Consider the following 15,019-nt stretch of genomic DNA (forward strand, 5'->3'; position numbering starts at 1 on the left):
GCGCGGCACTTCAGAGACGGGTCAACGGCAACGAACGCGTCGCCCGATCGAACAGCCCCCGCAAGCCGGCGTTGTCTCCACCCAGCGAGCGCAGAGTGCCGAGGGTTGTCATTGCCAAGCCGCGGGGCACTTTCACCTGCAACCCGGAATGAAAATCGGCACGTCGATGCAGGTTACGCAATGTCAGTATCGCCAGGCCAATGGAGTGCAGGCAGAAAAACCTCAAGCTGGCGCGCTCGGGTGCAATCAGCAGCGTGTAGTCCAAGGCTCGGCGCAGATGAGCGTGGGCAATGCCGATCAGTTCTGTCAGCGCCGGCCCATAGCCAGGTTGCGTACTCGTATGCAACGACAACAAGCACACGCCATGTCGTGCAAACAGGTCCCGTGGCAGCCAACAAACGCCACGCTGCCGGTCTTCCCATTGGTCCTTGAGGATATTGGTCAATTGCAACCCCTCGCCAAACGACACGGCCAGTGAAGCCATCCGCTCCTGATGAACCACCAGTTCCGGCGCGAAGTCGACGAACAATTCGGTGAACATTTCGCCCACCACGCCCGCAACGCAGTAACAGTAGCGTTTGAGCTCGGACAAGGTCTCCAGCCCCTGCAAACCAACGACCCGCTGGAAATCCCCCATGCCGAGGCACATCACCCGCAGGCACCGCACAATGGCCACCTGCTGCGGTTCGTCAAGGGTCCGCAGCACTTCCAGTACCCGCGGCAATTGGCTCAACAGTGCTCTTTCCGCTGGCGAACTGGCCTCGGAAAGCAAAGGGGCCAGCTCATCACAGAACGGCTGGGCATCGATCTCACCGAGAACTGCCCGGATGTACGCCGCTTCATAATGCTGCTTGTCGGTAATCGACAGCGTCGGCTCGTCCTCGATGGTGTCGGCGATCCGACAGAGCAGGTAGGCGGTGGTCATGGCCGTGTTCAACGGCGGCGGCAATTGCGGGATGGTGAGGGCGAAAGAACGAGACACCTGAGGGAAAATCGCCTCCTGATAACCGAGGGCGCTCTGCGGTGCCAATGCTCCGGTTGCTTGGGTAAAGGGCATGGTCAGGCTCGTTGAATAAAAGAAATCGCTTGGGGCGTGTGCATCTTAACGGCTGGAAAACACCGACAAGATACCGCCTTGCAACAGATTGTTATAACGAGCCAGCGCCCACCGCAAAAAATATTACCGACACCCTCGTCGGAGTGGCCTCCTCCTGGGAAAACCGACAGGCCACGACGCCTCACTTACCGGTCAAATCGCCCCCTTGCCAACCACCGCCCAGGCTCTGGATCAAGCTGACGCTGCCCTGGGTCAACTGGCCCTGGGTGTCACGCAGACTCTGCTCGGTCTGCAACAGGATCAGTTGCTGGGTCAATACATCTTGCAGGCTGACCGTGCCGGCCTTCTGCTGGGCCTGCTGGCTGCCGAACAGTTGCTGGTTGCGCTGGTAGATCTGCTGGTAGGCCTGGGTCTGGGTCTGCAGGTGATTGAGCGTCGAGAGGTTGTCTTCGACGTTCTGTAAGGCGCTGAGCACCGTGCCGCGATAGTTCGCGACTTCCTCGTCATAGCTGGCTTCGGCCTCCTTGACCGCCGCCGAACGCGCACCGCCGTCGAACAGGGTTTCGGCCAGCGCCGGGCCGACGCTCCAGATCCGGTTCGGCAAGGAGAACAGGCCGCCCAGGGCGCTGCCCGTGTAGCCGACCTGGGCCGTCAGATCGAGATTGGGATAGAACGCCGCCTCGGCAACGCCGATTTTCCCATTGGCCGCGGCCACCGAGCGCTCGGCGGCGACGACGTCCGGACGCCGTTGCAACAGCCCCGACGGCAGGCTCAGGGGGGTTGCCGGCAGGTTGAAGGCAAAGCTGTCGACCGGCGCGAGGCTGAACTGCGCCGGCGCCACGCCCACCAGCACCGCCAGGGCATGCTCGAATTGCTCGCGTGAACGCTGCGAGGTCTGCAGGGCAGCCACTACCGTGGTCAGTTGGTCCTGGGCCACCAGCAACTGGTCGTTGGAGGCGGTGCCCTGGGTGTATTCGGTCTGGGTGATGTCCAGCAGTTGCTGATTGATCCGTTGTTGTTCGTTCAACAAGCGGATATCGATATCCAGCTGGCGGATGCCGAAATAGTTGCTGGCGACACTACCGCCGATGGACAGCCGGACTCCCGCCAACAGGGCATCGGAGGACTGGGCCGAGGCCTGGCTCGACTCGATGCCACGGCGTACCAGGCCCCACAGGTCCGGCTCCCAGCTGGCGCCGAGGGTGGCGCTGACACTCTGTTCGACCGAACCGCCCGAAGTGCTCGTGGCAGTCCCGCTGCTGCCGCTCTTGCCCACCCCGCGGGAACCGGACAGTCCAGCGGTCACCGTCGGCCAGAGCCCGGCCCGGCTGGAGGCGACTTGCGCTTGCGCCAGGCGATAAGCCGCCTCGGCGGCGACAATCGACTGGTTGGCCTTGGCCGCGCGGATCATCAGGTCGTTGAGGACCGGATCGTGATAATCCAGCCACCACTGGCTGTCCAGCGCCCCCTGGGGATTGGCGGCCGCCCGCTGCCACTGCGCACCTTCCTTGAAGGTCTGCGGCAGTTCGATCGGCGGTTTCTGGTAATCCGGCCCGACCATGCAGCCGCTGATGCTCAGGCTGAGCAGCAGGACCAGGCAGGGGGCGCGTCGACCCATCATCATGTTCAAGACTCCTTGCCGCGCCGGCGCAGCCGCTCGGAAGCGCTGTCCAGCCACAAATAGATAACCGGGGTGGTGTAGAGCGTCAGCAATTGGCTGAGCAGCAACCCGCCGATAATGGAAATCCCCAGCGGACGGCGCAGCTCCGAACCGTAGCCACTGCCCAGGACCAGCGGCAAGGCCCCGAGAATGGCCGCCAGGGTGGTCATCATGATCGGCCGGAAGCGGATCAGGCAGGCCCGGTGAATCGCCTCGCGGGCACTGCGCCCGTGCTGGACCCGCTCGGTAATGGCGAAATCGATCATCATAATGGCGTTCTTCTTGACGATCCCGATCAGCAGGATCACCCCCACCAGGGCGATGATCGACAGCTCGGTGCCGGTCAGCAGCAAGGCGATCAGCGCGCCGACACCGGCCGAGGGCAAGGTCGAGAGGATGGTCAGCGGGTGCATCAGGTTCTCGTAGAGCATCCCCAGCACGATATACACCGACAACAGGGCCGCTACGATCAGCAGCGGCTCGCTGGCCACCGACGACTGGAACACCTGGGCCGTGCCGGCGAATTGCCCGACCACGCTGGCCGGCATACGCAACTGGGCCACGGCATTTTCCACCAGCACCGTGGCCTGGCCGATGGAGGTGCCCGGCGCCAGGTTGAACGAGGCCGTTACCGCCGGGAAGGTGCCCTGGTGGGCAATGGAGATCGCCGTGCGCTGGATGCCGGTATCCGACAGCGCCGACAGTGGCACCAGCGTCTTGCCGCTTGCCGAAAGCGTTGTAGCGTTGGCCGCCTGGCTGGAGCTCACCGGCCCGGTCGGGACATAGATCGACTTGAGGGTCTGTGGATCGGTCCAGTACGGCGGCGCCACTTCCATCACCACGTGGTACTGGTTGGCCGACTTGTAGATGGTCGAGACCTGGCGTTGGCCAAAAGCGTCGTAGAGGGTCTGGTCGATATTGCCGATATTGACCCCCAGGCGGGCAGCGGTGTCGCGGTTGATGCTGATGTTGGCCAGCAGGCTGTTGTCCTGCTGGTCGGTGTTGATATCGGTCAGTTGCGGCAGGGTATGCAGCACCGCGACGACCTTGGGCACCCATTCATCCAGGGTGGCCTGGTCATCGGCGGTCATGGTGTACTGGTACTGCGCCCCGCTCTGCCGGCCGCCGACCGTGATGTCCTGGGCCGATTGCAGGTACAGCCGGGTTCCCGGCAGGTCACCGAGGGCCTTGCGTACCTGGGCGATCACCTGGTCGGCGCTATCCTTGCGCTCACCGACCGGCTTGAGGGCAATAAACAGTTGGCCGCTGTTGATCGCACCGCCACCACCGATAAAACCACCGACAGTTTCGACATTCGGGTTCTTCGACACGGTCTGGTTGATCTTGCTGAAGGCCTCCTGCATCGCCGCATAGGAAATACTTTGTGGCGCGATGATGCTGCCCTGCAGCCGCCCGGTGTCTTCCTGGGGAAAGAACCCCTTGGGCACCAGCACATAGAGCACACCGGCAAGGACGATGACCAGCACGGTCAGCAAGCCCATCAAGGCCGAATGCTCGACGACCCAGAGCAGGGTCCGGTCATAGAAGCGATGGAAGCGCGAGTCCGGGTATTCGTGATCCGAGCCCGTCTCCTCGCTCGGGCGCAGCAGGATGCTGGAGAGCATCGGCGTCACGGTCAGGGAGATCAGCATCGAAATCAGGATCGCCACCGACAGCGTGATGGAAAACTCGCGGAACAGCCGCCCGACGATGCCGCCCATCATCAGCAAAGGAATGAAGACTGCAATCAGCGAGACACTGATGCTCAACACCGTGAAACCGACCTCCTGCGCCCCGGCCAGTGCCGCCTGCACCCGGCTTTCGCCGCGTTCCAGGTGGCGCATGATGTTTTCCACGATAACGATCGCATCGTCCACCACGAAGCCGGTGGAAATGGTCAGCGCCATCAGCGACAGGTTGTTCAGGCTGTAACCGAGGAAATACATGGCGCCAAAGGTGCCGAGCAACGACAGCGGCACGACGATGGCCGGCACCAGGGTACTGCGCCAGTCGCGGAAGAAGCCGAAGGTCACCAGGGTCACCAGGAAAATCGACACCAGCAAGGTGACTTCCACATCGTGCAACGACGCGCGGATGGTGGTGGTGCGGTCCAGCAGGATATTGAGCTTGATCGAGGCCGGGATCGAGCCTTGCAGGAACGGCAACGAAGCCTTGACCGCGTCCACCGTCTCGATGACGTTGGCCCCCGGCTGTTTGAACACCACCAGCAGCACCGCCGGCCGGCCGTTGGACAGGCCGAAGTTGCGCAGGTCCTCGACATCCTCGCGGACATAACCCAGATCGGCGATATGCACCACGTCACCGTTGCTCTGCTTGACTATCAGCGGCGCGTAATCCTCGGGTTTGAACAGCATGTCGTTGGCGCCGATCCCGTAGGACTGGTCGTTGATGGACAACGCACCCTTGGGCAGGTTGGCGTTCGAGGAGGTAATCGCCGCGCGCACCTGCTCCAGGCTGACACCGTAATGGTTGAGCCGATCCGGATTGAGTTCGATACGCACCGCCGGCAGCGCCCCGCCGCCGACGTTGACGTCGCCGACGCCGCTGGTCTGCAGCAGTTTCTGCTCGAGCAAGGTCGAGGCCACGTCATACATCTGGCCCGGCGTGGCACTGTCGGAGGTCAGGCTGATGATCATGATCGGCGAGTCGGCCGGGTTGACCTTGCGGTAGGTCGGATTACCCGACAGATCGCTGGGCAGGTTGCTGCGGGCGGCATTGATGGCCGCCTGGACGTCACGGGCGGCGCCGTCGATATTGCGGCTCAGGTCGAATTGCAGGTTGATGCGGGTCGAGCCCAAGCTGCTCGACGAGGTCATCTGGGTCACCCCGGCGATCTGCCCGAACTGCCGCTCCAGTGGCGTGGCCACCGACGTGGCGACGGTTTCCGGATCGGCGCCCGGCAGCGAGGCGCGCACGCTGATGGTCGGGAAGTCGACTTGCGGCAACGGTGCCACCGGCAGCAACAGGAAGGCCAGCCAGCCGAACAGGGCCAGGCCGACCGCCAGCAGGATGGTTGCAATCGGGCGTTGGATAAACGGCGCGCTGATGTTCATCGGCATCAGCCCTCAGTCTCGGCGTGACGCTTGCTGAAGCGACGTTCCAGCTGGTTCATCGCCAGGAAAATCACCGGCGTGGAAAACAGCGTCAGCAACTGGCTGAGCAACAGCCCGCCGATGATCGCGATGCCCAGCGGATGGCGCAGCTCCGAGCCGATGCCGGTGCCCAGGGCCAACGGCACCGCGCCGAACAGCGAGGCCATGGAGGTCATCAGGATCGGCCGGAAACGCAGTTCCGCAGCCTTGCGAATCGCCGCCACCGGGTCGAGTCCGTCGTTGCGCTGCAACTCCAGGGCGAAGTCGACCATCATGATGCCGTTCTTCATGACGATCCCGATCAGCAGCACAATGCCGATCAAGCCGATGATGTCGAACTGGGTGCCGGTGATCAGCAACGCCAGCAAGGCGCCGAGGGCCGCCGAGAGCAAGGTCGAGAGAATGGTCACCGGGTGCACGAAGCTCTCATAGAGAATACCGAGCATCAGGTAGACCACCACAATCGCCGCCACCACCAGGAATATCTGGTTCGACAGCGAGGACTGGAAAGTCGCGGCGGCGCCCTCCAGATTGGCCTGTACCGTCAATGGCAGGCCGACGTCTTTTTCAATCTGGTCCAGGCGCGTCACGGCCGCGCCCAGGGTCTGGCCGGGAGCCAGGTTGAAGGAGATGTCGGCATAGGGGAACTGGCCCAGCCGGTTGATGGTGATCGGGGTGCGGATCACCTGCTGGGTGGCCATGCTCGCCAGGGGCGTCACGGCGCCGCTGCTGGTGGTGACATAAAGCCCGGTCAGCAGGTCGGCGATATTGCGCGGCGGCCGGTCGGTGGCCATCACCACGTGATACTGGTTGAGCTGGGTGTAGATGGTCGACACCTGGCGCTGGCCAAAGGCGTCGTACAGCACGTTATCGATGGCCTGGGGCGTGACGCCCAGGCGGGAGGCCGTGGCACGGTCGATATTGATCTGGATCTGGTTGCCGAACTGCATCGCCTGGCTTTGCACATCGCTGAACATCGGGTCCTTGCCGATGGCCGAGAGTAGTTTGGTCGTCCACTCTTCCAGGACCTGCGGGTCGGTGGCCTGCAAGCCGAGGCGGTAGCTGGTGGTCGAGATCGTCGCGTCGAGGGTCAGGTCCTGCACGCTGTGCAGGTACAGGCGCACCCCGGAATCATCGGCATTGGCATCCGACAGCCGACGAATCACCACCGCCGCGCTGTCGCGCTCGCCGCGATCCTTGAGGTTGATCAGCAGATTGCCCTGGTTGATGGTCGGGTTGGTCTGGTCGATACCGACAAAGGACGACAGGCTGGCCACTGCCGGGTCCTTGAGAATCCGCGCGGCCAGCTTCTGCTGTTGCAGTTCCATCTGCTGGAACGACACGGTGGGCGAGCCTTGGGAAATCCCCTGGATCAGCCCGGTGTCCTGCTCGGGGAAAAAGCCCTTGGGCATGACCACGATGATGAACAGGGTCAGCAGCGCGGTGAAGACGATGGAAATCAGCGTCAGGGTGCGGTGCAGCAGTATCCAGTCCAGGCCACGCACGTAGTAGCCGTTGATCTTGTCGAAAAAGTCCGGACGCCGTTCCCCGCTGTGATTGCGCAACATGCGCGAACACATCATCGGCGTCAGGGTCAGGGAGATGATCGCGGAAATCACGATGGTCACCGCCACCGTCATGGCGAACTCGCGGAACAGCCGCCCGACCACATCGCCCATGAACAGCAGCGGGATCATCACCGCGATCAGTGCCACCGACAGCGAGATAATGGTGAAACCGATCTGTGCCGAACCCTTGAGCGCGGCCTGCAACGGTGTATCGCCCTCCTCCAGGTAGCGGGTGATGTTTTCGATCATGACGATGGCGTCATCGACCACGAAACCGATGGCAATGGTCAGCGCCATCAGGGTCAGGTTGTTCAGGGAAAAGCCCAGGACGTAGGCCACCGCCAGGGTACCGATCAAGGTCAAAGGCACGGTTACGGCCGGGATGATGGTGGCCGGTACATTGCGCAGGAACAGGAAGATCACCAGCACCACCAGCAGTATCGCAACCCCCAGCTCGTACTGGACGTCGGTGACCGAGGCGCGAATGGTCTGGGTGCGGTCGGTCAGTACGCTGACCTTCAAGGTCCCCGGCAAACTGGCGCGCAGCTTGGGCAGCAGTTGCTGGACCCGATCGACCACCTGGATCACGTTCGCGCCCGGCTGGCGCTGGATATTCAGCACGATCGACGGTGTGTCGTTGGTCCAGGCCGCCTGTCGTGGGTTTTCCGCGCCCTGGATCGAGGTGGCGATCTGCGCCAGGCGGATCGGCGCCCCGTTCTTGTAGGCGATCACCAGGTCGCGGTATTCCTCGGCCGACTGCAGCTGATCGTTGGCGCCGATGGAAAACGCCTGGAACTTGCCGTCGATATTGCCCTTGGCCTGGTTGACGTTGGCCGCGCCCAGGGCGGTGCGTACATCCTCCAGGGACAGGCCCATGCTGTTGAGCGCCGAGGTGTTGGTCTCGATCCGTACCGCCGGGCGCTGGCCGCCGCTGATGGTGACCAGCCCGACCCCGGATATCTGCGAGATCTTCTGCGCCAGGCGGGTATCGGCCAGGTCCTCGACCTTGGTCAGGGGCAATACATCGGAGGTCAGCGACAGTGTCAGGACCGGCGCATCGGCCGGGTTGACCTTGCTGTAGACCGGTGGGTACGGCAGGTTGGCCGGCAGGAAGGTACCGGCGGCATTGATAGAAGCCTGCACTTCCTGCTCGGCGATATCCAGTGACAGCGACAGGTCGAATTGCAGGGTGATAACCGAAGCACCGTTGGAACTGGTGGAACCCATCGACTTGAGGCCGGGCATTTCGCCGAACTGGCGCTCCAGCGGCGCGGTGATCGAGGAGCTGATCACATCCGGGCTGGCCCCGGGGTATTGGGTGAAGACCTGGATAGTCGGGTAATCGACTTCAGGCAGGGCCGAAACCGACAGAAAGCGATAGCCGAGCAGCCCCAGCAGGAAGATGGCGACCATCAACAACGTGGTCGCGATGGGGCGCTCGATAAAGGGTCTGGAGACATTCATGAGCAATGACTACCTGGGCGGCACAAATAGAGTGTCTGAGACATTGCTGAACTCACTGGCTGACCACCTTCACCGTGGAGCCGTTGTCCAGTTTGTCAGCCCCTTCGGTAATCACCTGCTCGCCGACTTTCACGCCATTGTCCAGCACCGCCGTCAGGTCGCCACTGACCGGCCCGCTCTTGATAGTGCGCAGGCTGGCCTTGTTGCCCTGTACCACGAAGACAAAATCACCCTTGCTGCCGTGCTGGATCGCCAGGGTCGGGACCACCGCAACCTGCTGCAGGGTATCGGCCTTGAGCCGGGCATTGACGAACTGATTGGGGAACAACGCATTGCCGGTGTCGTTGAATTGCGCCTTGACCCGTACCGTGCCGGTGGTGGTGTCGACCTGGTTGTCCAGGGCCAGCAAGGTCCCGCTGGCCAGCAGGTTATGTTTGTTGCGGTCATAGGCCAGGACATCGACCTTGCCCTTGGCCATTGCCTGGTCGATGGACCCCAGATCGTCCTCCGGTACCGCGAACACCACGGTTGCCGGGTTCATCTGGGTGATCACCGCGATCCCCGTGGTGCTACCGGCGGAGACAAAGTTGCCGGGGTCCACCAGGCGCAGGCCGACGATGCCATCCACCGGCGAGGTGATGGTGCAATAACTCACCTGCACTTGCAGGTTCTGCACCGCACCGTCATCCGCCGCCACTGTCCCCAGTTGCTCTTGCACCGTGGCAACCTGGGTATCGAGGGTTTGTTGGCTGACCGAACCGACCTTGATCAATTCGCGAAAGCGCGCCAGGTCACGCTGGGCATTGACCAGCACCGCCTGGTCGTGGGCGAGCACGCCCTTGGCCTGGGCCAACTGGGCCTTGAGCGCGCGGTCATCGATGCGCGCCACCACCTGGCCCTTGCTGACCCGCTGGCCTTCCTTGAAGTCCACCGAGGAGAGGATGCCGGAGACCTGGCTGACCACGGTCACGCTGCGGGTCGGTGTCACCGTGCCCAGGGCATCGATGTACACCGGCACATCCATCAACTTGACGGCAACGGCGGTCACCGGATCGCCCACCGAAGGCGGTTTGCCCTTAGGCTTGTTCAAGCTGTGATAAAGCACCCAGCCTCCCACCAGAAGCCCCAGCACCACGACCACCAGCAGAATGCTTGTTCCCTTGCTGTGCTTCACTCATCTCTCCCCTGGGGCTTGTTTCTTTACGGGTAACGGCCACTGGCCATGCCCCTGAAGATTAGTCTGCTATCGAGGTTGCGCCCGGCAACCTGAACCTAAGCTTTCTGGGGCGATACGCCGATCGTGAAACTCTTGTCAGTTAAGCAAGTGACGAGCGGCGTGGAGAAATGCCTGCGCGCCGTCGGGCGCGGTCTAGCCTTTACGCCTTCTCATTCGAAATAGTCTGAAGTTCCCCAAGTCGTCGGGTCGGCAGTCAGCTCCGTTGGTGAAGACGTCACGGACATCCAAACCATGGAGCAGCCCGTCATACGGATGGATGCCACATCGATCACAAACGACACAGGCAAACCCTGTCTCCCTGATCAGCCTCAGGATTGACAAGGGAGGCGCGGCCGCTTAACAATCAAGCCAAGTCATACGATGACAGACAATTAAAAACAACAATAAAGAGTCCCTGAAATGAGTCGAACCAAAACCCTTCAAGGTTTCGCCGGTGCCGCACTATTGATGATCACCCCACTGACCTGGGCCAACACCTACGTCTACGTTTCCAATGCCAACGACGGCACGCTCAACAGCTATGAGCTGTCGGCAAAGGGGCAATTGCAGCCGCTGGCCACCACCGACGTCGGGGCCGGCGTGATGCCCCTGGCGCTGAGCCCCGACCGCAGCAAACTCTATGCGTCCATACGCGCCAAACCCTATTCGGTAGCGACCTACGCCATCGACCCGGCCAACGGGGCTCTCAAGCACCTGAAGAATTCCACAGTCGCCGACAGCCTGGCCTATATCTCGACGGACAAGGCCGGTCACTATCTGTTTGGTGCTTCATACGGCGAAGACCTGATCAGCGTCAATGCCATCGATGCCAAGGGTGTGGTGAGCGATGATATACGACAAGTCATCAAGACCGGCCCGAACGCCCATTCGATCATTGTCGATAAGACCAATCGCTTTGTGTACGCCGCCAGCCTGGGTTCCGATCAGTACCTGGAATTCAGGTTCGACGCCGTCAGCGGCAAGCTCACGCCACTGGGGCATATCGACATGCCCAAGGGCAGTGGTCCCCGTCATCCGGTGATCTCGTCTGATAACCGCTTTCTCTACCTGCTCAGCGAAATGGCCGGCACCGTGACCACATTCGCCATCGACCCGAAGAGCGGACGCCTGAGCGCACTGTCCGAAGTCAATGCCATCCCCGCCGACTCGGGCCTGGTACGCGGCATCGCCCGACCGATGATCAAGCCTGGCCAACCGACACCGCCGCCGCTGGCGGCCAACCTGATCTGGGCCGCCGATATCAAGCTCACTCCCAACGGGCGCTTCCTCTACACCTCGGAGCGCACCGGCAGCACGGTCAGTGCCTTTTCGGTAGACGGCAAAAGCGGCAAGCTGAGCTTTCTGCAGAACATCAAGGTCGAACAGCAACCGCGGGGGATCACCGTCGATCCGTCGGGGAAATGGCTGCTGGTGACCGGAGAGAAAAGCCCTGAGGTGGGTGTATATGCCATCGACCCGCTACACGGCACGCTGACGCGTAGCTCCGGCGCACCTTCTGGCAAGGGCGCCAACTGGGTGCAGGCAGTCAGCTATCCGTGAAGTGCCGGGGAGAGGCACGACCACCCTCGCCTCTCCCTGCTGGTCTCAGGACAGTGAGTAGTCAAACTGGTAGGAATGCTGACCTTCCTCAATCGTGATCACCAGGCTACCGGCAAGCCCTGCAAGCTCCCCGGTAGCGGAATCAGGCACAACGTTAATGGACTGCTCAGCTACGCCGCGAGTCATGGAGGAGCTGTGCTGCAATACAAAGCTGCCATTGCGTCCCTGAAGCGTGCCGGTCACCGTTTCCATCGCCACGTAGCCGGCGGAACCCAGCACACTGCTGCGCAAAGAAAGCATTTCACCTTGACTGGTCGCCACGAGGTCGCCCTGGAAGACCTTGTTGAAGGACATGCGTCCAAGACCTGTCCCGGCAGCCGGTTCGCTAAGGGCTTCGGGGTTTAGTCTGATTTCAAAAGAACCATTTGCTCGTGTGCTTTTCATGGAGTGTTCTTCAAGAAAGGAATGGGTGACTTCCATACTGATAAATTGGATTTACCGGATTTCGGCTCACAGCGCCTTGGTGTTCAGCAAGCGTACGCCCAGACCGATGAATATCGCCCCAGTGGTGCGCTTCAAGGCCACGACCCAATGCGCGGCGCTGAGGCGTTTACTGAATCGATAAGCGGTGTAGCAGTAAACCGAATGGACGATCACTACGATAGCTGCAATGGTCAGGTACATCATCAGGAACTGCCCGGGAATGGGCCGATCATGATCAAGAAACTGCGGTAAAAAAGCGCAGAGAAAAATCAGCGTTTTGGGGTTGCTCGCGGAGACCAGAAACGCCTCCATACCAATGTTCCATTTCGATGACGGTGGGCTGGTTTGCGGCTCACCTTCTGACCGGACCACTGGCGTACGGGCCAACAGCTGGCGCAACCCGAGGTAGATCAGATAACCGGCGCCAATGACTTTTAGCGCAAGGAATGCCGTAGGCACGGCAATGAGGATAGCACCCACGCCCAGTGCCACGCCGCTGGTCACCAGCAACTGAGCGACAAGGTTGCCGAGCAGTGTTACAGCCATGGCAGGGGGGCCATAACGCAAGGCATTGCGTACGACCAAGAGTACGTTTGGACCGGGAGACAGGGTCGTTGCCAGGTAGGCCAGGGCGAAAGTAAACCAAAGGTGCAGTGCCAAAGGGAAAATCCTTAATCCAGTGGGAGTTGTCAAAAATGCTGCTAGCCGCAAGCAAGTGGTATGCCACCGTGGTCAGTCACGCGCCCCTTTAGCCCGGATCCGCGAGACTACGTATTACGCAAACGACGACTGGTAAATCATTTCATGGGTAATTGAGGCACGAAATCGGACATGTGCCTAACCTGAATACACCCAATCTCCAACATGAAGAGAAAGAGGAATCAGGTATGAGCACGTGCGACAAGCATCCCAATCACACCCATCAGCATGGCCCGGGCTGCGGACATACGGCGATTGAGCACAATGGCCATGTCGACTACCTGCACGATGGTCACCTGCACCATGTGCATGGCGATCACGTCGATGAGCACAGCCTGGAGATCAACGCGCGCAATCCCGCTAGCTGCACACCTGATCATAGCTGCGGCGGACATGCCAAGGATCATGTGCATGGCCCGGGCTGTGGGCATGAAGCTGTCACACATGGGGATCATGTGGACTATCTGGTGGAGGGGCATCTGCACCATCCGCATGGTGGCCACTGCGACAACCATGGCCCGGTCACCGTCAAAGGCTGATCTGTCAGGTGGGTGTTGATCATGACAGCCTGCACATCGGGGCAACGATGAACTCCGATGTGCAGGTTGAACTGCGGCGGCTGCTCTCCTCGTCTTTTCTTGACGGTCCAGCCTACACCGATCAGAGCGATCAATCGGATGATTGTTGTACGGGGCTTCGAGAATGACGGATTTGGCGCCGGTGAACGCGAGGGTGTCGAGCAAACGCGGCTCGTTGGCCGGGACCTCCTCATTTCCGTCGGTAGAGGCATCAGATATCTTACGCGAGTAGATGTCGTCGGTGGTGCTTAGCGCGCTGCTGATCGGATGTGAATCGGGAATGTTCTTTTTGGTCACGATAAAGCTCCTCTGCTACGAAAAGGAACTCTGTTATTCCGGGCTGAAAACCCCGTATCGCTGAATTTGCAGCGACACTTGAACATTATCCTCCGCGTTTGGCACACGTAATATTCTCCCGTGCCTAAGATGCGCGGGAAATACGAGTTTTTCCAGAAGGCTATTTCTCATGTTGATTGAGCGTTAATCTGAGCCTGGGTACAAGGAAACCCCAGGGTCAAGTCATCCGAACCTCAGGAGAAAATGATGCAAGCACTACCCGTCTCCCCATCAATTCTTGGTGAGTCACTTGAGCTGCGCCCGCTGGAGGCCGGGGATTTCGAATCACTTTACCGCGTCGCATCCGACCCATTGATCTGGGTTCAACACCCGAGCCCGACGCGCTACCAGGAACCTGTCTTTCGCGAATGGTTTAACGAAGCCCTCACCTCGCAGAGCGCGCTGGTCGTTATCGACCGTGACAGCAACAGCGTAGTCGGTAGTTCTCGCTACTATGAATTCAGTGAGAAAAAGCGTGAGGTTGCTATCGGATACACCTTTCTAGCTCGCGAAAAATGGGGCGGCGCCGCGAATGGAGAACTTAAACACCTGATGCTCAAGCATGCCTTTCAGTGGGTCGACACCGTTTGGTTCCACATCGGCAGTCAAAACATTAGGTCGCAGCGGGCAGTGGAAAAGATCGGGGGGACGTTCTCCCATAAATCAATAAAACAGCTCACCGTGGGTCAGCAAGAAAACTATTTTTATAAAATTGAGCGGGCAACATTTGAGGGTTGACACCCGGCCATTTGCCCACGGCGAAAAGTGGGACCCCACTTTCTGCTCCTTTTTCCGGGTTTTGCAAAACGATACTGCCAGAAACTGACAGAGGCCTGACGTAGGCTGAGGCCTCTCATTTCTGTCAGGTCAAATCATGAAATTCTCGTCTGTCCGCCTCGTCACCAGTAAGTTCGAACACCTCGTCCAGTTCTATCAAAATCTCTCGACCATTGAGCCCAGGCATCTTGCTGACGGGTTCGCCGAAATACACTTCGACGGAGTCATCCTGGCGATAAGCGATGAGCGCCTGATCCGTCTTCATAACAACGGATTGGCCGTCGCCGCCAGCAACCGCTCGGCAATCCTGGAGTTTCAAGTGGATGACGTCGAGGCCGTGCTGCTTCGGGTCAGTGATGCGGAAGTTGTGATGCCAATAACGATAATGCCATGGGGCAATACCTCCCTGCTGCTCCGTGATCCGGATGGCAGCCTGGTAAACGTCTTTTCAAAACCATCAAGCTGATCCAAAGCGGGCGGTTTGGACGCGGCAGGGATCAAGGACGTC

At 60.5% G+C, this 15,019-nt stretch carries 11 protein-coding genes; 3 read left to right on the forward strand and 8 right to left on the reverse strand.

The window, feature by feature from the left end:
* Positions 1–10: 10 nt before the first annotated feature.
* From M5C01_RS12975 to M5C01_RS12995, 5 genes are all read right to left on the reverse strand, one after another.
* Complete coding sequence (locus tag M5C01_RS12975) at positions 11–1,057, reverse strand: phytoene/squalene synthase family protein (RefSeq protein ID WP_152739177.1); 1,047 nt, start codon at positions 1,055–1,057, stop codon at positions 11–13.
* Between the two features lie 181 nt (positions 1,058–1,238).
* Entirely contained in the window at positions 1,239–2,681 is a 1,443-nt protein-coding gene (locus M5C01_RS12980) for an efflux transporter outer membrane subunit (RefSeq protein WP_248764318.1), read from the reverse strand.
* Between the two features lie 2 nt (positions 2,682–2,683).
* Positions 2,684–5,797 carry an efflux RND transporter permease subunit gene (locus tag M5C01_RS12985; protein WP_283094111.1) on the reverse strand — a complete coding sequence of 1,038 codons (3,114 nt, stop codon included), beginning with the start codon at positions 5,795–5,797 and terminating at the stop codon, positions 2,684–2,686.
* Positions 5,797–8,862: an efflux RND transporter permease subunit gene (locus M5C01_RS12990; protein ID WP_152739180.1), complete on the reverse strand. Its 3,066-nt coding sequence runs from the start codon at positions 8,860–8,862 to the stop codon at positions 5,797–5,799. Before M5C01_RS12990 ends, M5C01_RS12985 begins: the two co-directional genes overlap by 1 nt.
* A gap of 52 nt (positions 8,863–8,914) precedes the next feature.
* A complete protein-coding gene (locus M5C01_RS12995; RefSeq protein WP_248764325.1) occupies positions 8,915–9,997 on the reverse strand; it encodes an efflux RND transporter periplasmic adaptor subunit in 1,083 nt (360 codons plus the stop codon).
* Positions 9,998–10,498: 501 nt separating this feature from the next.
* Here M5C01_RS12995 and M5C01_RS13000 point away from each other — a divergent pair.
* A complete protein-coding gene (locus M5C01_RS13000; protein WP_152739182.1) occupies positions 10,499–11,638 on the forward strand; it encodes a lactonase family protein in 1,140 nt (379 codons plus the stop codon).
* Positions 11,639–11,683: 45 nt separating this feature from the next.
* Here the strand turns inward: M5C01_RS13000 and M5C01_RS13005 are convergent, their stop codons facing one another.
* The 3 genes from M5C01_RS13005 to M5C01_RS13015 all read right to left on the reverse strand — a co-directional run bounded on the left by M5C01_RS13005 (position 11,684) and on the right by M5C01_RS13015 (position 13,695).
* Positions 11,684–12,082, reverse strand: coding sequence for a DUF3224 domain-containing protein (locus M5C01_RS13005; RefSeq protein ID WP_152739185.1), 399 nt, complete (start codon positions 12,080–12,082; stop codon positions 11,684–11,686).
* Positions 12,083–12,148: 66 nt separating this feature from the next.
* On the reverse strand, positions 12,149–12,781 hold the full coding sequence (locus tag M5C01_RS13010; RefSeq protein ID WP_152739188.1) for a LysE family translocator: 633 nt from the start codon (positions 12,779–12,781) through the stop codon (positions 12,149–12,151).
* A gap of 221 nt (positions 12,782–13,002) precedes the next feature.
* Positions 13,003–13,695 (reverse strand): hypothetical protein, encoded by a 693-nt coding sequence (locus M5C01_RS13015; RefSeq protein ID WP_177099030.1) that lies wholly within the window; start codon positions 13,693–13,695, stop codon positions 13,003–13,005.
* 246 nt (positions 13,696–13,941) lie between these two features.
* Between M5C01_RS13015 and M5C01_RS13020 the strand changes: the two genes are divergently transcribed.
* Together M5C01_RS13020 and M5C01_RS13025 are read left to right on the forward strand one after the other, a co-directional pair.
* Complete coding sequence (locus M5C01_RS13020; RefSeq protein WP_152739193.1) at positions 13,942–14,472, forward strand: GNAT family N-acetyltransferase; 531 nt, start codon at positions 13,942–13,944, stop codon at positions 14,470–14,472.
* Positions 14,473–14,608: 136 nt separating this feature from the next.
* Positions 14,609–14,977 carry a VOC family protein gene (locus tag M5C01_RS13025; RefSeq protein WP_152739196.1) on the forward strand — a complete coding sequence of 123 codons (369 nt, stop codon included), beginning with the start codon at positions 14,609–14,611 and terminating at the stop codon, positions 14,975–14,977.
* The last annotated feature ends 42 nt before the right edge of the window (positions 14,978–15,019 follow it).

Source organism: Pseudomonas sp. MWU12-2319 (genome assembly GCF_023242525.1).
GTDB classification, from domain to species: domain Bacteria; phylum Pseudomonadota; class Gammaproteobacteria; order Pseudomonadales; family Pseudomonadaceae; genus Aquipseudomonas; species Aquipseudomonas gingeri_D.

Excerpts from the sequence above, each read along its gene's own strand:
- M5C01_RS12975 (WP_152739177.1), bottom strand. The coding sequence starts at position 1,057 with ATGCCCTTTACCCAAGCAACCGGAGCATTGGCACCGCAGAGCGCCCTC.
- M5C01_RS12980 (WP_248764318.1), bottom strand. The coding sequence starts at position 2,681 with ATGATGATGGGTCGACGCGCCCCCTGCCTGGTCCTGCTGCTCAGCCTG.
- M5C01_RS12985 (WP_283094111.1), bottom strand. The coding sequence starts at position 5,797 with ATGCCGATGAACATCAGCGCGCCGTTTATCCAACGCCCGATTGCAACC.
- M5C01_RS12990 (WP_152739180.1), bottom strand. The coding sequence starts at position 8,862 with ATGAATGTCTCCAGACCCTTTATCGAGCGCCCCATCGCGACCACGTTG.
- M5C01_RS13000 (WP_152739182.1), top strand. The coding sequence starts at position 10,499 with ATGAGTCGAACCAAAACCCTTCAAGGTTTCGCCGGTGCCGCACTATTG.
- M5C01_RS13005 (WP_152739185.1), bottom strand. The coding sequence starts at position 12,082 with ATGAAAAGCACACGAGCAAATGGTTCTTTTGAAATCAGACTAAACCCC.
- M5C01_RS13020 (WP_152739193.1), top strand. The coding sequence starts at position 13,942 with ATGCAAGCACTACCCGTCTCCCCATCAATTCTTGGTGAGTCACTTGAG.
- M5C01_RS13025 (WP_152739196.1), top strand. The coding sequence starts at position 14,609 with ATGAAATTCTCGTCTGTCCGCCTCGTCACCAGTAAGTTCGAACACCTC.